This is a genomic window from Plantibacter flavus (assembly GCF_002024505.1).
GTDB lineage: Bacteria > Actinomycetota > Actinomycetes > Actinomycetales > Microbacteriaceae > Plantibacter > Plantibacter flavus_A.
Genome location: NZ_CP019402.1, coordinates 1,811,372 through 1,828,711 on the forward strand (window position 1 = coordinate 1,811,372; position 17,340 = coordinate 1,828,711).

The 17,340-nt window shown below is 69.9% G+C and carries 13 protein-coding genes and 1 pseudogene; 6 read left to right on the forward strand and 8 right to left on the reverse strand.

All coding sequences use genetic code 11. The features are described 5' to 3' along the window. Positions 1-65: 65 nt before the first annotated feature. The 4 genes and pseudogenes from BWO91_RS08560 to clpX all read left to right on the forward strand — a co-directional run. Positions 66-410, forward strand: a pseudogene (locus tag BWO91_RS08560) (tetratricopeptide repeat protein); the annotation flags it as partial. A 294-nt stretch (positions 411-704) separates the two neighbouring features. Then, complete coding sequence (locus BWO91_RS08565; RefSeq protein ID WP_056006680.1) at positions 705-1,298, forward strand: ATP-dependent Clp protease proteolytic subunit; 594 nt, start codon at positions 705-707, stop codon at positions 1,296-1,298. 30 nt (positions 1,299-1,328) lie between these two features. After that, complete coding sequence (locus tag BWO91_RS08570) at positions 1,329-1,997, forward strand: ATP-dependent Clp protease proteolytic subunit (RefSeq protein ID WP_071260849.1); 669 nt, start codon at positions 1,329-1,331, stop codon at positions 1,995-1,997. Positions 1,998-2,108: 111 nt separating this feature from the next. Next, complete coding sequence (gene clpX, locus BWO91_RS08575) at positions 2,109-3,386, forward strand: ATP-dependent Clp protease ATP-binding subunit ClpX (protein WP_064295154.1); 1,278 nt, start codon at positions 2,109-2,111, stop codon at positions 3,384-3,386. 72 nt (positions 3,387-3,458) lie between these two features. Here the strand turns inward: clpX and BWO91_RS08580 are convergent, their stop codons facing one another. From BWO91_RS08580 to valS, 4 genes are read right to left on the reverse strand one after another with little or no spacing between them, the layout of a single operon-like run. Continuing rightward, positions 3,459-5,492 carry a M3 family metallopeptidase gene (locus BWO91_RS08580; protein ID WP_079002310.1) on the reverse strand — a complete coding sequence of 678 codons (2,034 nt, stop codon included), beginning with the start codon at positions 5,490-5,492 and terminating at the stop codon, positions 3,459-3,461. Positions 5,493-5,525: 33 nt separating this feature from the next. Next, positions 5,526-5,783 carry a hypothetical protein gene (locus BWO91_RS08585; RefSeq protein WP_079002311.1) on the reverse strand — a complete coding sequence of 86 codons (258 nt, stop codon included), beginning with the start codon at positions 5,781-5,783 and terminating at the stop codon, positions 5,526-5,528. Further along, complete coding sequence (locus BWO91_RS08590) at positions 5,783-6,229, reverse strand: GNAT family N-acetyltransferase (protein WP_064295157.1); 447 nt, start codon at positions 6,227-6,229, stop codon at positions 5,783-5,785. The genes BWO91_RS08585 and BWO91_RS08590 overlap by 1 nt, the downstream gene beginning before the upstream one ends. Next, the gene (gene valS, locus BWO91_RS08595; protein ID WP_079002312.1) at positions 6,226-8,823 is read right to left on the reverse strand and encodes a valine--tRNA ligase; all 2,598 of its coding nucleotides are present in this window, start codon (positions 8,821-8,823) and stop codon (positions 6,226-6,228) included. Before valS ends, BWO91_RS08590 begins: the two co-directional genes overlap by 4 nt. A gap of 132 nt (positions 8,824-8,955) precedes the next feature. On the opposite strand from valS, the gene BWO91_RS08600 reads away from it, so the two are divergent. Next, positions 8,956-11,160: an acyltransferase family protein gene (locus BWO91_RS08600; RefSeq protein ID WP_079002313.1), complete on the forward strand. Its 2,205-nt coding sequence runs from the start codon at positions 8,956-8,958 to the stop codon at positions 11,158-11,160. Here BWO91_RS08600 and BWO91_RS08605 read toward each other — a convergent pair. The 4 genes from BWO91_RS08605 to BWO91_RS08620 are packed head-to-tail and all read right to left on the reverse strand — an operon-like array spanning position 11,140 to position 16,278. Continuing rightward, a complete protein-coding gene (locus tag BWO91_RS08605) occupies positions 11,140-12,813 on the reverse strand; it encodes a dipeptide ABC transporter ATP-binding protein (protein ID WP_079002314.1) in 1,674 nt (557 codons plus the stop codon). The genes BWO91_RS08600 and BWO91_RS08605 overlap by 21 nt on opposite strands. Then, positions 12,810-13,688, reverse strand: a complete 879-nt coding sequence (locus tag BWO91_RS08610) for an ABC transporter permease (protein WP_071260839.1) — start codon at positions 13,686-13,688, stop codon at positions 12,810-12,812. Before BWO91_RS08610 ends, BWO91_RS08605 begins: the two co-directional genes overlap by 4 nt. Next, positions 13,685-14,662, reverse strand: a complete 978-nt coding sequence (locus BWO91_RS08615) for an ABC transporter permease (protein ID WP_079002315.1) — start codon at positions 14,660-14,662, stop codon at positions 13,685-13,687. Before BWO91_RS08615 ends, BWO91_RS08610 begins: the two co-directional genes overlap by 4 nt. Further along, positions 14,659-16,278 (reverse strand): ABC transporter substrate-binding protein, encoded by a 1,620-nt coding sequence (locus BWO91_RS08620; RefSeq protein WP_240555752.1) that lies wholly within the window; start codon positions 16,276-16,278, stop codon positions 14,659-14,661. The genes BWO91_RS08615 and BWO91_RS08620 overlap by 4 nt, the downstream gene beginning before the upstream one ends. Positions 16,279-16,486: 208 nt before the next feature. Here BWO91_RS08620 and BWO91_RS08625 point away from each other — a divergent pair, with 208 nt between their 5' ends. Continuing rightward, positions 16,487-17,137 carry a TetR/AcrR family transcriptional regulator gene (locus BWO91_RS08625; protein WP_079002317.1) on the forward strand — a complete coding sequence of 217 codons (651 nt, stop codon included), beginning with the start codon at positions 16,487-16,489 and terminating at the stop codon, positions 17,135-17,137. Positions 17,138-17,340: the final 203 nt, after the last annotated feature.

Here is a 17,340-nt window from a genome sequence, read left to right on the forward strand (position 1 = left end):
ACAGGGGCGGAAGCGATTCCGCCCCTGTCGTCGTCTCCGGACACATCAGCCGAATGGGAGCAATGATGACGACGATCGAACCAACCGGCTGGGACGAACGGGTCGCAGCCGTCTGGGCCGACGAGACCATCGACGACGAGCAGCGCATCGCGGCCATCGACGCGCTGGTCGCGGAGCGTCCGGCGGGTGACGCCCGTGCCGCGTTCGAGGCTGCCGGTGCGCGCGACTCCGCCGGCCACGAGGTCGAGGCCGAGGTCTTCTACCGTGCCGCCCTCGAAGCCGGGCTCGACGAGGAGCACCGTCCGCAGGCGATCATCCAACTGGCCAGCACGCTCCGTAACCTCGGCCGGACCGCTGAGAGCGTCGATCTGCTCGAACAGCAGCTCGCGGACGATCCGACCGGTCCGTACGCGGACGCGACCGCGGCCTTCCTGGCACTGGCGCTCGCCAGCTCGGGGACCCGCGCCGAGCGACCGCGGTCGCCCTCCGTGCCCTTGTGCCGCACCTCCCGCGCTACCACCGGTCCGTCCGCGCCTACGCCGACGAACTCGAGACGGATCCGCTCCGCTGAGACCCGGCGGTCGCGCGGTCCGTCCGCCTCCGGCGAACCCCGCCGCCCGGGAGTCTGCCGAGGGCGAACAGGGCGTTGGTGGTGCGTCGCCTCCGATAGATTCGAACCACTGCACAACCGAAACGGAGCGATAATGGCCGAACCACAGTTCTCGCCCAGTGTCTTTGACCGCCTGCTGAAGGACCGGATCATCTGGCTGGGCGCCGAGGTCCGCGACGAGAACGCGAACGAGATCGCGGCCAAGCTGCTGCTGCTCGCCGCGGACGACCCGAAGCGCGACATCTACCTCTACATCAACTCGCCCGGTGGCTCCATCACGGCCGGCATGGCCATCTACGACACCATGCAGTTCGTGCCGAACGACATCGTCACGGTCGGTATCGGTATGGCCGCGTCGATGGGTCAGCTCCTCCTCACGGCCGGCACGAAGGGCAAGCGCTACATCACCCCGAACGCCCGCGTGCTTCTCCACCAGCCGCACGGCGGATTCGGCGGGACGTCGAGCGACATCCAGACCCAGGCGCAGCTCATCCTCGACATGAAGCGCCGTCTCGCCGAGATCACCGCGGCACAGACCGGCAAGAGCGTTGAGCAGATCAACGCCGATGGCGACCGCGACCGCTGGTTCAACGCCGAAGAGGCGCTCGAATACGGTTTCGTCGACCACCTCCGTGAGTCCGCGCTCGACGTGGCCGGCGGCGGCGGAACCGTCGACAGCGACAAGTAACCCGGCTTCGACCAGACAGGAATGCAACACATGGAGACTCCAACGTTCAGTGCGGCGGGCCGCTCGCTGCAGATGCCGGGTGCTCGCTACATCCTCCCGAGCTTCGAAGAGCGCACGGCCTACGGCTACAAGCGCCAGGACCCGTACGCGAAGCTCTTCGAGGACCGCATCATCTTCCTCGGCGTGCAGGTCGACGACGCATCGGCCGACGACATCATGGCGCAGCTGCTCGTGCTCGAGAGCATGGACCCCGACCGCGACATCGTCATGTACATCAACTCACCCGGCGGCTCGTTCACCGCGATGACGGCGATCTACGACACGATGCAGTACATCCGTCCGCACGTCATGACCGTGGTCCTCGGACAGGCGGCCTCCGCCGCTGCCGTGCTCACCGCCGCCGGTACGCCGGGTAAGCGCCTGGCGCTCCCGAACGCCCGCATCCTGATCCACCAGCCCGCCGTCGGCGAGGCCGGCCACGGACAGGCTTCGGACATCGAGATCCAGGCGGCCGAGATCCTCCGCATGCGCGGCTGGCTCGAGTCGACCCTGGCCCACCACTCCAACCGTTCGGTGGAGCAGGTCAACAAGGACATCGACCGCGACAAGATCCTCTCGGCCGCCGAGGCGCTCGAGTACGGTCTCATCGACCAGGTGCTCACCTCACGGAAGAACCCGATCGCGGCCATCACGGCCTGACCCGGTTCCCGTGCTCGCGACTCGGCGCGTCATCCCAGCGGGGTGGCGCGCCGAGTTGTCGCAGGGACAGGTTAGGCTCGGAGCACCGAATCTCCAGGGAGAGGGAAAGACATGGCACGGATAGGCGAAAGCGCCGATCTGCTCAAGTGCTCGTTCTGCGGCAAGAGCCAGAAGCAGGTCCAGCAGCTGATCGCTGGTCCCGGCGTGTACATCTGCGACGAGTGCGTCGAGTTGTGCAACGAGATCATCGCCGAGCGACTCGCCGAAGCGAGCGAGGAGACGGTGAGCGAGTTCGACCTCCCGAAGCCGAAGGAGATCTTCGCCTTCCTCGAGGAGTACGTCATCGGCCAGGAGGCCGCGAAGAAGGCCCTCTCGGTCGCGGTGTACAACCACTACAAGCGCGTCCGCTCCCGTGCCACGCTCGCTCCCGCCGAGACGGTGCACGACGATATCGAGATCGCGAAGAGCAACATCCTCCTCATCGGCCCGACGGGCTGCGGCAAGACCTATCTCGCGCAGACCCTCGCGAAGCGACTCAACGTCCCCTTCGCCGTCGCCGATGCGACCGCACTGACCGAGGCCGGCTACGTCGGCGAGGACGTCGAGAACATCCTCCTCAAGCTCATCCAGGCCGCCGACTACGACGTCAAGCGCGCGGAGACCGGCATCATCTACATCGACGAGGTCGACAAGATCGCCCGCAAGGCGGAGAACCCCTCCATCACGCGCGACGTCTCCGGTGAGGGCGTCCAGCAGGCGCTCCTCAAGATCCTCGAGGGCACCGTCGCCTCGGTGCCCCCGCAGGGCGGCCGGAAGCACCCGCACCAGGAGTTCATCCAGATCGACACGACGAACGTCCTGTTCATCGTGGCAGGCGCCTTCGCCGGGCTGGAGGAGATCATCTCCTCCCGCGCGGGCAAGAAGGGCATCGGTTTCGGTGCACCCCTGCACAGCAAGGGCGACGACGTGAACCTCTTCGGCGAGGTCCTGCCGGAAGACCTCCACAAGTTCGGTCTCATCCCCGAGTTCATCGGTCGCCTGCCGGTCGTCACGACGGTCACACCGCTCGACCAGCACGCACTCATGGAGATCCTCACGGTCCCGAAGAACGCGCTCGTGCGTCAGTACCAGCGCATGTTCGAGATCGACGGCGTCGAGCTGGAGTTCGACCAGGCGGCACTCGAAGCGATCGCCGACCTCGCCGTCCTCCGCAAGACCGGTGCCCGAGGGCTCCGAGCCATCATGGAAGAGGTGCTCGGGCCGATCATGTTCGAGGTGCCCTCCACCGACGAGGTCGCTCGCGTGGTCATCACCCGGGAGTCCGTCGTCGAGAACGCGGCCCCGACGATCGTCCCGCGCGCGGCTCGCCGCCAGGAGAAGTCGGCCTAGACGACACCCAGCGGTGGACAGCCCGCCGCAGCGCCCCGGATCCTCCGGAGTAGCTGCGGCGGGCTTCGTCGTTCAGTCCTCGAGCCCGCGGCGTCGGAGGAGCGGCTCGATGACCGCGTCGCGCCCACGGAAGTCGCGGTAGGCCTCCAGCGGATCCTTCGAACCGCCGACCCCGAGGAGCTTGGTGCGGAAGCGGTCGCCGTTCTCCCTCGTCAGTCCGCCGTTCTCCGTGAACCAGTCGACGGTGTCGGCGTCGAGCACCTCGCTCCAGATGTAGGAGTAGTAGCCGGCGTCGTATCCACCCGAGAAGGTGTGGGCGAAGTACGTGCTCGCGTACCGGGGCGGGACGGCCGGATTGTCGAGTCCGGCGGATCGGAGCGCCGCCGCCTCGAAGGCCTCCACATCGTCGATGCGGTCATCCGCACCGATGCTGTGCCACGCCTGGTCGAGCATCGCCGCAGCGAGGTACTCGCTCGTCGAGAAGCCCTCGTTGAATCCCTCGGACGCCTGGAGCTTCGCCACCAGTTCCTGCGGCATCGGCTCACCGGTCTCGACGTGCCTGGCGTAGCCGGCGAGCACCTCGGGCCACAGCATCCACATCTCGTTCACCTGGCTCGGGAACTCGACGAAGTCCCGGAACACGTTCGTACCGGAGAACCGCGGGTACTCGACCTCCGCGAAAAGGCCGTGCAGCGCGTGGCCGAACTCGTGGAAGAAGGTCGTGACCTCGTCGAGGCTCAGCAGGGTGGGTTCGCGCTCGGCCGGCTTCGGGACGTTCAGGTTGTTGACCACGACGGTGGGCTGGTCGAGCAGGCGGTTCTGGGAGATGAGCGCGTTCATCCAGGCGCCGCCGCGCTTGCTGTCGCGGGTGTACAAGTCGAGGAGGTACAGGCCGAGGCCGGAGCCGTCCTCGTTCCAGACCTCGAAGACACGGACGTCGGGGTGATAGCCCCGGAGATCGGTCCGTTCGGCGAAGGTGATGCCGTAGAGCTTGGTCGCAGCGGCGAACACCCCGTCGAACAGGACCCGCCCCGCTTCGAAGTACGGGCGCATCACGCTGGTGTCGACGTCGAACCGGTCGATCCTGACCTCTTCGGTCGCGAACGGCCAATCCCATGCTCCGACGGTCTCGAGGCCGGTGACCCGCTCGAGCTCGCGCTGTTCCCGATCCGCGTTGCGGGCAGCGGGGATCGCCAGACGGGAGAGGAGCGCTGCGACGGCCTCCGGGGTCCCCGCGGTCTGGTCCGCGGTGACCACCGCCGCGTGCGACGGGAACCCCAGGAGTGCGGCGCGCTCGGCTCGGAGGCGGGTGATCTCGAGCACGAGGTCACGGTTGTCGTTCGGTCCGCCGTGCGTGCCGCGGGCACGGGAGGCCGTCATGATCCGCTCGCGGACGCCGCGGTGCGTCAACGACGACAGCGCCGGATGGCCGGTCGGGAGGACGAGGGTGATGAGCCATCCGTCGAGACCTCGTTCGGCGGCCGCCTGGGCCGCGGCGGAGATCTCGCCCGCACTCAGCCCGTCGAGCTCAGCGGCATCGGTGAGGTGGACGGCGAGGTCGTTGGTGTCGGCCAGGAGCTGCTTCTCGAACCGGGTGGTCAGCGTCGAGAGGCGGAGATTGAGGTCGGAGAGCCGCTGCTTCTCCTCGGCGTCGAGACCGGCGCCCGCGAGCGTGTGTTCGCTGTACACGCGTCGGACCAGGTAGGCCGCCTCGGCCGACAGCTGGAGGTCGTCGAGACGTGCGTGGACCGCCGCGATCCGCGCGTACAGCGCGGGGTCGAGCCTGATCGCGTCCTCGTGGGCGGCCAGCTGTGGCGCGAGCTCCTCCTCGAGTGCATTGGTGAACGCGGAGCTGTCCGCCGAACTCTGATTGAAGAAGACCGCTGCGACCCGCCTGAGGATCGCGCCGCTCCGTTCGAGCGGGATCAGCGTGTTCTCGAAGGTCGGCGCGTCGTCCTGCGCGGTGATCGCCGCGATCTCGTCGAGTTGCTGCGCGAACCCGGCTGTGAAGGCGGGGCGGAAGTGTTCCTCGCGGATCTCGCCGAACGGCGGCAGCTGATAGGGGAGTGTGCTCGGCTGGAGGAACGGATTCGTGTGTGATTCCATACCTCACCCTATCCAGCGTGCCGGGGAGGAGGCTCAGTCCTCGTCGTCGTCGTGGTCGTCGTCCGGCCGGGTGAGGCTGACGGAACCGTCCGCGTGCTGACGGATGGTCGTACCGTCGTCGAGCTCGACGACGGGTCGGCGTTCGAGCCAGGTGAGGGTCCAGCGCCACGAGGATGCGTCCACGCCCTGCGCGAGCAACTCCTGCTCCTCGGCGGCGATGGCCGTCTGCACCGGCGTCGGCACGTTCTCCGGTGGCTTGGCGCCGACGGCCCAGCGGGTCCCGAGTTGCATCACGGCTCCAGGTCGTAGGTGACCCAGCTCGTGCGGGTCGCCAGTTTGTCGTACACGGCCTGGGCGCGCTCGTTGTCGGCGGCGGTGATCCACCGTACGACGCTGTGGCCGTCCGCCTTCGCGAGGTCGCGGACGTGCTCGATCAGCGCGGTCCCGACTCCTCCGGTGCGGGCGTCCTCGGCGACGAAGAGGTCGTCGAGGTAGAGCCCGGTCCCACCGGCGAGGGCACGGGGGAACACGCGATAGTGGGCGAGCCCGACGAGGGCGCCCTGTGCGTCCTCCGCGACGAGCGCGGTCAACGGGTGGGTCGGGTCGCTGAGCCAGCCCCACACGAGGACGGCCTTCTCGTCGGTCAGGGGGTTGCCGTAGAACTCCCCGTATCCGGAGTACAGCGCGTGCCAGGCGAACAGGTCGCTCTCGACGGCGGGACGGATGGTGACGCTCATGCGCGTGCCTCCTCGGCGTCGGCCGCCGGGGCGAAGACGATGTCGCCGACCGACAGGACATCGGCCGTGCGGAAGTCGAGGGACTCGATGCGTCCGACGGCGCGGAGGTCGTCTGCGACGAGCGCGAGCAGCTCGATCGATGCGGCGGGTCCGGCGATGACCGCGGAGTCCACCCGGGTCTTCTGGGACGCCTTGGCATCCGTCTTCGCGCGCCGGATGCCCGTGAGTGCCTCGCTCGCGAGCTGCAACACCTGCGGTTCGCCCGCTGCGAGTCCTGCGAACTCCTCGTCGGTCGGCCAGCTGGCACGGTGCACGGAGCCGTCGTGCGTCCAGGACCAGGCTTCCTCGGCCGCGAACGGGATGAACGGGGCGAACAGGCGGAGCAGGGTCGAGAGCGCGATCCGCAGCGCGGCCACCGCCGAAGCCTGCTCAGGGCTCTCCTCGCCGTAGGCCCGCTCCTTGACGAGCTCGAGGTAGTCGTCGCAGAACGTCCAGAAGAACGCTTCGGTGAGCTCGAGCGCGCGCGCGTGGTCGTAACCGGCCAGCGCACTGCTGGCGTCGGCGACGGTCTTGCGGAGGACGCTCAGCATGGCGAGGTCGACGGCCTCCGTCACCGGGGCGTCTTCACGACCGGTGAACCCGAGGATGAACTTCGAGGCGTTGAGCACCTTGATCGCCAGGCGTCGGCCGATCTTGATCTGCGTCGGGTTCTGCGGGTCGAAGGCGGCGTCGGTGCCGAGACGGCTCGAGGCCGCCCAGTACCGGACGGCGTCCGAACCGTGCTGTTCGAGCATGGCCGCCGGCGTGACGACGTTGCCCTTCGACTTCGACATCTTCTTGCGGTCGGGGTCGACGATGAAGCCGGACACGGAGGCGTGCTCCCACGGCTTCCGGTCGTACTCGAGGACGCTGCGGAGCATGGTGGAGAACAGCCAGGTGCGGATGATGTCCTGACCCTGCGGGCGCAGCGAGTACGGGAACACGAGATCCCAGAGCTCTGGGTCGCGCTCCCAGCCGCCGGCGAGCTGCGGGGTGAGGCTCGACGTGGCCCAGGTGTCCATGACGTCGACCTCGCCCATGAACCCACCGGGGACGCCGCGCTGCGACTCGTCGTAACCGGGTGCGGCATCGCTGGAGGGATCGACGGGCAGAGCGGCGTGGTCTGGCGCGATCGGCTGGTCGTAGACCGGGTTGCCGTCGGCGTCGAGCGGGTACCAGAGGGGGATCGGCACACCGAAGAAGCGCTGGCGGGAGATCAGCCAGTCGCCAGACAGACCACCGACCCAGTTCTCGTAGCGCACGCGCATGAAGTCGGGGTGCCACTCGAGCTCCGAGCCGAGTTCGAGGAGGCGGCTGCGGAGCTGTTCGTCGCGGGCGCCGTTGCGGATGTACCACTGGCGGGTCGAGACGATCTCCAGCGGCTTGTCGCCCTTCTCGAAGAACTTCACCGGGTGGGTGATCTGCTTCGGCTCACCGATCAGGTCGCCCGAGGCAGCGAGGAGCTCGACGACGGTCTGCTTGGCGCTGAAGACGGTCTTCCCGGCGAGCTGCGCGTACGCCTCGAGACCGGCTTCGGAGGTGATCGCCTCAGGGGCCTCCGAGATGACGCGGCCGTCGAAGCCGAGGATCGCGCGGTTGGGGAGGTCGAGTTCGCGCCACCACACGATGTCGGTGATGTCGCCGAAGGTGCACACCATCGCGATGCCGGCGCCCTTGTCGGGCTGGGCGAGGTGGTGGGCGAGCACGGGCACCTCGACGCCGAACACCGGCGTGGTCACGGTCGTGCCGAACAGCGGCTTGAAGCGCTCGTCGTCTGGGTGGGCGACGAGGGCGACGCAGGCGGGGAGGAGCTCCGGCCGTGTGGTCTCGATCTCGATGGTGCCGCCGTCCGGGCGGTGGAAGGACAGCCGACGGTAGGTGCCCGGCTGCTCCTTGTCCTCGAGCTCCGCCTGGGCGACCGCCGTTCGGAAGGTGATGTCCCAGAGGGTCGGCGCCATTGCCTGGTAGGCCTCGCCGCGGTCCAGGTTGCGCAGGAACGCGAGCTGGCTCGCCGTGATCGACTCGTCGCCGATGGTGCGGTAGCTCTGCGTCCAGTCCACGGAGAGGCCGAGCGCACGCCAGACGGCCTCGAACTGCTGCTCGTCCTCGACGGTGAGGCGCTCGCACAGCTCGATGAAGTTGCGACGCGAGATCGGGATCTGATCGGCGGCCTTCGTGCTCTTGTTGTCGCCACCCTCGAACGGCGGGGTGAAGTCCGCGTCGTAGGGGAGTGTCGGGTCGCACCGGACGCCGTAGTAGTTCTGGACGCGGCGTTCGGTCGGGAGACCGTTGTCGTCCCAGCCCATGGGGTAGAAGACGCGCTTGCCGGTCATCCGCTGGTAGCGGGCGATCACGTCGGTGTGCGTGTAGCTGAAGACGTGACCGATGTGCAGGGAGCCGGAAGCGGTCGGCGGCGGGGTGTCGATCGAGTAGATGCACTCACGCGTCGCGCCGTCGCGCTCGAACCGGTAGGTCCCCGCGGACTCCCAGGAGGAGCCCCACTTCTGCTCGAGACCTTCGAGGGCCGGCTTGTCCGGGATGCTGGCAGCGGTCATGAGGCGATCTCCTGCTGATATGTGCGGCACCGTGTCTGCGTGCCTGAGTGTGTGGGAACATCCCATGCTATCGCAGGGGACCGGGAGGTCGCCGGACCGCCGACCGCCATCCTCCGCCGATAGCATCGGACCGTGTCGACCAGAGCCGTCACCGGACCCGTCAGAGCCGACCTCCAGGGCCTTCGTGCCGTGGCGGTCTCGCTCGTCGTGGTGTTCCATCTCTGGCCGGGGCTCATACCGGGCGGGTTCGTCGGCGTCGACGTGTTCTTCGCGATCTCCGGGTTCCTCATCACGGCGCACCTCCTCGACGAGGTCGAGCGATCCGGTTCGGTCCGACTCGGGCGGTTCTGGGCCCGGCGCGCACGACGGCTGCTCCCCGCCGCACTCACCGTCCTCACCGCGACCCTCGTCGCGAGCTGGTACCTCGCGCCGCTCGGGGACCTGCCCCGGTTCCTGCGCGAGATCGCGTGGTCGGCCCTGTACATCGAGAACTGGGCGCTCGCGGGATCCGCGATCGACTACCTCGCGGCGGAGGACGCTCCGTCGCCGGTGCAGCACTTCTGGTCGCTGTCGGTCGAGGAGCAGTTCTACCTCGTCTGGCCGATCCTGGTCCTCGGCGCCGGCTGGCTCGCCGTGCGGGTCGCCCGTCGCTCGGCTGCGCCGACGGTGCGGCGTCGGGGCGTCGCGATCGCGATCGGACTCGTCTGCATCGCGTCGGCCGCCTGGTCGGTCGTCTTCACCGTGCAGGACCCGTCTCCGGCCTACTTCGCGACGACGACGAGGGCCTGGGAGTTCGCCGCCGGGGGACTGACGGCGATCCTGGTCGCCGAGGGGGCCCGGCGCGGCTGGGGGCTGCGGGCGGGTGGGCGCACGGTCGTCGCCTGGCTCGGCTTCGCCGCGATCGGGGCGGCTGCCGTCTGGTATTCGGGGGAGACACCCTTCCCGGCGTTGACCGCGGCGCTGCCGGTGGGCGGGACGATCGCCGTGATGGCGGCCTGGGCCCCGGACGTCCGGTGGTCGCCGACCGCACTGCTCGCCCGGTCGCCGATCCAATGGCTCGGCGACCGCTCCTACGCGGTCTACCTCTGGCACTGGCCCCTCATCGTGTTCGGCGGGATCGTGCTCGGTCGTTCGGCCACGGTCCCCGAGCAGCTCGTCCTCCTCGTCATCACCGGCGTCCTGGCGGAGGTGACGACGCGGTTCGTGGAGCGCCCGATCCGGTTCGGGCGTGTCGCAGCTTGGCGGCCACGACGGGTCATCGGCGCGACCGCCCTCGCGATGAGCGTCCTGTCGATCGCCTCGATCGGGGTGCTCCCCGGTGCCGAGGCACGCATCGCGGCCGAACAGCAGCGCATCGAGACCCTGGTCGCGACCCCGTCGAACTGCCTCGGTGCCGCAGAGCTCGTCGATGCTGCAGCGTGTCCGCGGGACGACGGAGCGTCATCGGACGGCAGGGAAGGCTCCGGTGGCGAGACCTCGCGCGACGGTTCCTCGGCGTCTCCAGGGGATGAGACCCGCGGGGTCGTCATTCCCGACGCGTCGCTGGCCGACCTGCCGCCGGACCGCTGCATCACCGACATCCGAGCCGCCGTGTTCGAGGTCTGCGCCTACGGTGCCGGCGCGGAGCAGGCGACGAGGACGATGGCGCTCATCGGGGACTCGCACGCCGAGCAGTGGTTGCCGGCGTTCGCGACGGCTGCCGAGACGAACGGGTGGCGGCTCCTCGTCGCGGCGAAGAGCTCCTGCCCGTTCAGCGACGCCGAGCGCACGGAGCCCGGGACGAGCGCCGCGGTGCTCGCCGAGATGCGCGCCGGGTGCCTGAGCTGGAACCGCGACGCCCTCGAGCTGCTGCGGGACGAGCCGGGGATCGACACGCTCGTCGTCTCGGCGCGCGCCCGGAACCCGGTCGTCGCCGAGGGGGACCGCGACTGGCGGGAGGTGGCTGCGGAGGCCTATGCGGAGCGCTGGGCGCTCGTGCCCGAGACGATCGAGCAGATCATCGTCCTGCGCGACACCCCGACGATGGCGGACGACGTGCTGGAGTGCGTCCGCGACGACGCTGATCCGGAGGACGGGTGCGCCCGGGACCGGAGCGACGCGCTCACGGAGGATCCGCAGTACGAGGCCGCCCTCGCGAGCACCGACCCACGGGTCCGTGCCGTCGACCTCTCGGACGCCCTGTGCGCGTCCGATCGGTGTTCGCCGGTGATCGGCGGTGTCCTCGCGTACCGCGATCACCACCACCTGAGCTGGGTGTACGCCGAGACCCTCGCGCCCGTCGTCCAGGCGGTGCTCGACCGGATCCCGACGCCGGACTCAGACCGCGTCGCTCCCTGATGCCGCACCCGGTGCGATGAGGCGCGGAGCGTCGGCTGCCAGTCGGGCGGTGTAGGGGTGGGCCGGGGCGGTGAAGACCTGCTCGGCGTCGCCATGCTCGACGACCCGCCCGTGCTGCATCACGGCGACGCGGTCGCTCATGTGGCGGATGACGCCGAGGTCGTGGGAGATCAGCAGGTAGCTGAGGCCGTGGCGTCGCTGCAGCTCGTCGAGGAGGTCCAGGATCCTGGCCTGGACGGTGACGTCGAGCGCGGAGACGGGTTCGTCGAGGATGAGCGTCGACGGTCGACTCGCGAGTGCCCGGGCGATCGCCACGCGTTGCCGCTGCCCGCCGGAGAGCGTCCGCGGGCGAGCGCGGGCCAGCGAGGGATCGAGGCCGACGTCCGCGAGGAGACGGCTGATGTCGCGAGGTGCGGCCGCGCGTCCACGAACGGCGTCGGCGAGGATGGCGTCGACGCGCCAGCGTGGGTCGAACGAGCTCAGCGGATCCTGCGAGACCCAGCCCAGACGGTTCCGTCGTGGACGACGCGCTCGCTCGGGGAGCTCCGACCACGGTTCGCCCTCGAAGAGCACGGCTCCCGACTGCGGTGCGGTGAGACCGAGTGCGATGCGGGCGAGGGTGGTCTTGCCCGAACCGGACTCGCCGACCACGCCCAGGGTCGTCCCCGGTTCCAGGCGGAGCGAGACCTCGTCGACCGCCACGATCGGCGAGGCGCTCCGGCCACGCTCGAAGCTCCGGGTGACGGATCGGAACTCCAGCGCTGGTGCATCCGATCCGGTCTGCGTCGTCGGACGGGTGCGCGTCGTCGGCTGTTCGGCCACCGGGGCCGCGTCGACCGGCTGGTCTGCGCTGAGGCGCGTCCCTCGAGCGCGGTCGGTGGGGACCGCGGCGATGAGGGCTCGGGTGTACGGGTGTGTCGGCCTGGTCAGCACCTGCTCGGCCGGCCCCTGCTCGACGACGACACCGTGCTGCATCACGACGAGGTGGTCGGCGATCGACGAGACGACGGCGAGGTCGTGGCTGATCAGGAGGAGGCCCGCCCCGCGCCGCTTGACGTCGTCGAGGAGGCCGATGACACGTGCTTGGACGGTGACGTCGAGCGCGGTCGTCGGTTCGTCGGCGATGAGGAGGTCGGGGTCCAATGCGATCGCCGATGCGATGAGCGCGCGCTGACGGAGTCCGCCGGAGAGTTCACCGGAACGCTGGCCGATGCGCGAAGCCGGGTCGGGTATGCCGACGGATTCGAGGAGTTCGAGCACCCGCCGGGTGCGGGCGGTCCGGTCGAGGTCGGTGCCGAGTCGGAGTGCGTCGTCGATCTCGCGGCCGATCGGTCGCAGGGGGTCGAGCGACACCAGCGCGTCCTGGAGGACGAGTCCGATGCGACGCCCGCGCAGGCGTCGCCAGGCCGATGCTCCGAGTCCGCGGAGATCGGTGCCGTCGAAGTCGAGTCGAGCGGCCGTCACCCGCGCCGATGCGCCGGCGAGGCCCAGGAGCGATCTGGCGGTCACGCTCTTGCCGGAGCCCGACTCGCCGACGATCGCGACGCAGGTGCCGCGCTCGACCTGGAAGGAGACGCCGGAGACGACGGCGTCCCCACTGCCGAATCCGACCGTCAGTGCTTCCACCTGGAGCAGTGGCGCGGAGTCGCTCATCGGCCGTCCTCCCGAGATCGGCGCTGGAGACCCCGGCCGAGGACCGTGGTGGACAGGGCGGTCGCGACGATCATCAGACCCGGGAACGCCGTGAGCCACCACGCCGTCGCGAGGTAGGTGCGTGCTGCGGCGAGCATGGCACCCCACTCCGGCGCGGGTGGTTGCGCCCCGAGCCCGAGGTAGCTCAGGGCGGACGCCCAGACGACCGCCTGTCCGATGCCGAGGGTCGCGAGGACGAACAGCGGGGCGACGGCGTTCGGGAGGATGTGTCGGAACAGGATCCGGGCCGGCCCGTGCCCGAGCACTCGCGCGGCCTCGACGAAGTCGGAGGAGCGGACCTGGAGCAATTGACCGCGGATGAGGCGCGCGTAGCCCGGCGCAGTCGACAGGCCGACCGCGATCGTCGCCGTGACCGGACCGGGCCCCGCGATGACGATCACGAGGAGCGCGAGCAACAGGCCGGGGAACGCGAAGAGCACCTCGAGGACGCGTCCCACGGCGAAGTCCGCGATCCGGCCGCCGACTGCGGCGATCGTCGCGAGGACCGCTCCGAGGATCAGTCCGATGGCCGTCGCGGCGACGCCGATGAGGAGCGAGGTCCCCGCACCGTGCACGACCCGGCTCCAGACGTCGCGACCGGACTCGTCCGTGCCGAACCAGTGCGCGAGGGAGGGCGGCGAAAACGCGGCCCGCGGGTCGACCGCCGTCGGTGACGCTGTCGCGAACAGCTGGGGGGCGAGCGCACAGCCGAGCAGGAACAGCACCACCACGGCCGCGACGATCTCGGGTGCGCCGAATCCCGACGAGCGGCGCCGTCCGCGGCGGACCCGGGCGTCGGGGCTTCCGGATGTCGGGGTGATCGCGAGCCCGCTCATGAGCCGGACCGCCGGATCCGGTCGCGTGGGTCGAGCAGCTCCGCCGCGAGGTCCGCGACGAACATGACGACGACGTAGGCCACCGCCGAGCTCAACACCACGCCGGTGACCACCGGGACATCACGGACGGTCACCGCTTGGAGCAGTGTCCGTCCGAGACCGGGCCGGGCGAAGATGGTCTCCACCACCACCGCGCCGCTGATGAGGTACCCGAAGGCCCATCCCGACAGGTTCACCGCGGGCACGGCGGCGTGGCGTAGGCCGTGCCTCAGCAGGAGGCCGGTGGTCGATTCACCACGGGCGGCTGCGGAGACGGCGAACGGTGCGCTCCCCGCGTCGAGCAACGGTTCCCGCATCACCTGGGCCAGGAACCCGGCGACCGGGATGGCCAGGGTCAGCACCGGGAGGATGAGACCGACCGCATCACCCGTGCTCACCGGAGGGAGCCATCCGAGCCAGGTGCTGAAGAGTGTGATGAGGACGGTCGCGAGCCAGAACTGGGGGAGCGACGCCGCCACGAGCTCGACGGCCGATCCGAGGGCCGCGGACACCCGCCCACCCCGGGTCGACCAGACCGCGAGGCCGAGCGCCAGGAGCCAGGCGACGGCGAGCGACGCCGTCGCCAGCACCAGGGTCCCGCCGAGCTGTTCGGCGAGCACCTGGGCCACCGGTGTGCGGAGCGACGCCGACTCGCCGAGATCCCCCTGGACCAGTCGGACCAGTTGCGCCAGGTACTGCACGAGGAGCGGCTGGTCCAGGCCGTACTGCTCGCGCACCCGCTCGAGCGCTTCAGCCGAGGCCTGGGAGCCGGGGCCACCGAGATAGGCCTGCGCCGGATCGCCGGGGATCAGCCGGACGGCGAAGAAGGTGACCGTCGCGACCGCCCAGAGCACGAACACCGCACCGGCCAGACGCGCCCCGATCCGCCCGGCCAGGCGGCGGAGGTCGCGTCCCGAGCGGCCGATGGAGCTCACTCCACGAGCCAGGCGTCCCCGAAGACCGGCGTCGACACCGTCGGCAGTGCGCGGACGCCCTGCAGCGAGGTGCTCAGCAGGAAGTGGTTCTGCTGGTCGTAGAGCGGCAGGATGTAGTAGCCGTCGAGGATGATCTGCTGCGCCTGCTCGTAGAGGAACGCCCGCTCCTCGGGATCGAGGGTGTCGCTCGCCTGCTTCAGGATCTCGTCGAGCGCGGGGTCGTCCAGCTGGGCGTGGTTCGCGAAGTAGCCGCTCGGCGCCGGAACGATGCCCGAGGAGTCGTAGAGCACGCGGAGCACGTCCGGTCCCACCTTCGTGTACGGAGCGCTGACGGCCTCGTAGGCGTTGGAGCCGAGCGCCTCGTACCAGCTCGACAGGTCGAGCAGCTCCAGCTGCACGTCGAAGCCGGCGTCACCGGCTCCGGCCTGGATCTGCTCGAAGAGCGACTGTTCGGCCGGGATCGACTGGTTCGTGCTGACCGGGAACCGCACGGTCAGCCGGACGCCGTCCTTCGTCCGCACGCCGTCCTCGTCCTTCTCGGTCCAGCCGGCCTCGTCCAGGAGCTTGTTGGCCGCATCGAGGTCGTAGCCGAACAGGCTCTCGTCAGAGTAGGCGGTCGCCTCCGCACTCGACAGCGGCGAGTAGGAACGCTTCGCCGTGCCGAAGAACAGGGACTCGATGCCGGCGTTCACGTCCGTCGACCGCACGAAGGCCTCACGCACGCGCTGGTCGTCGAACGGCGCCTGTCCCGCGTTGAGCTCGATGCGGTTCGAGGCGCCAGGACGTGGTGCGTCCAGATCGACGATCGTCTTCGAGTCCTTCGCCTGCGCGATCGTGTCGGGCTGCGCGTTGTCGATGATGTCGACGTCGCCGCTCTGCAGCGCCGCGAAGCGCGACGCGGAGTCGGGGATGAAGCGCCACGTGATGCCATCGAGGTACGCCGGACCGTCGTTCGCGGCATCACCCGGTGCCGAGTCGTAGGCGTCGTTCCGGACGAGCGAGACGTGGTCCTGCTTCACCCACTCGTCGATGACGAACGGCCCGGTACCGACCGGAGCGTCGCAGTTCGCCGCTTCACCGCGGGCGATCCCCGTCGGGGACTCCATCGCCGTCCACGGCTGCGACAACGACTCCAGGAGCGCGCTGTCGGGAGCGGAGAGCGTGAACCGGGCCGTCGTGGCGTCGACCGCCTCGACCGACGCGACCTTGCCCACCGCGAGGTAACCCGTGGACGACTTCGTCGCCGGGTCCTGCAGGTGCTCGATGTTCGCCTTGACCGCCGCCGCGTCGAACGGGGTGCCGTCGGTGAAGGTCACGTCCGACCGCAGGGTGAACTCCCAGGTCAGACCGTCCTCCGACGTCGTCCAGGACTCGGCGAGCCACGGGATGATCTCGCCCTTGGCGTCTCGCGAGACGAGCGGCTCGAGGAACTGCGCACTCAACAGGGCCTGTGGGTAGTTGCCGCCGACATGCGGATCGAGACACGTGGGCTCGGCGTCCCCGCTGGCGTACACGAGGGTCCCACCGGCCTTCGGCGTGCTCGACGCGGCCGGCGTCCCCGGTGCACACGCCGCGAGCAGGACCGCGAGCGGAACGAGCGCCGCGGCGATGTGCAACGGACGACGCGAGGACGCAGGGCGCCGACGGGCAGGGGAGGGGGATGCGGGCACAGGGACTCCAGAAGACGATCGACCGGGTGCTGAGGGCCCGGTGGCGGCGTCGGACGAATTATTGGACGCCGTCTCGGAACCAGCATAGAGCCTCAGCACCACGCCCCGACCCCTCGCACGACGGCTAGGCTCACAGGCGGCGGAAGGAGCCCCCATGTCACGACCACCGGCACGGAACGCCGTCGGCAGACCCCGACGATCCTCCCGACGCGTCCTCGAGGAGGCGGCCGCCGAACTCTTCCTCGAACAGGGATACCCCGGCACCACCGTCGACCAGATCGCGAGCCGCGCCGGCGTCAGCCGCAACACCTTCTTCAACTACTTCGGCTCCAAGAGCGACGTCCTCTGGGTCGACGTCGACGCCGCGCTCGCCGGACTCGAACGGGCGCTCGCCGCAGGCGGGGAAACCCCCGCGACGGATGTCGCCGACGCCATGCCGTCACTGCAGGCCGCCCTCCTGGGCATCGCCGAGGAGCGCTCGAACGGCGCCGTGCCCTGGGCGCTGACGCAGATCGAACTGATGGACACCGCCTGGGAGCTGCAGGCGTCCGGCCTCGAACGGCTGCTGCGTCTCCAAGCCGTGCTCCGGGTCTCGCTCGCGCGCCTCGCCGTCCGCGCCGACGAGCTGACGATCCGGTCCGCCGCAGCGGCGCTCGCCGGCGCGATCGTCGCCGGCGCCGGGGCCTGGGCGGCTGCAGGCGTCGGCCGGGGCGAGCTCGGCGACTACCTCCGCCGCGCGATCGCTCCGGTGGTGGACGGGTACGGCCGCGCCGTCGCCCGGGTCGAGGGGCGGAGTTCCTCGTAGCCGACCCTCCGCGGAGCCGCTCCGCAGGCTGTACGATTGGACCATCGACATCGATCCGGACATCACCGGGGAGTCCTCGGCAGAACAGCGACCGCCCAGCGGGAGCCCAGTAGAACCGAGCGGGTCAGGCCCGTCACAGCCGATGCAGAGCGGCCGTTCCAGTGGAGCGGCAAGCGGGGTGGTACCGCGTCGGCAGTGCCGGC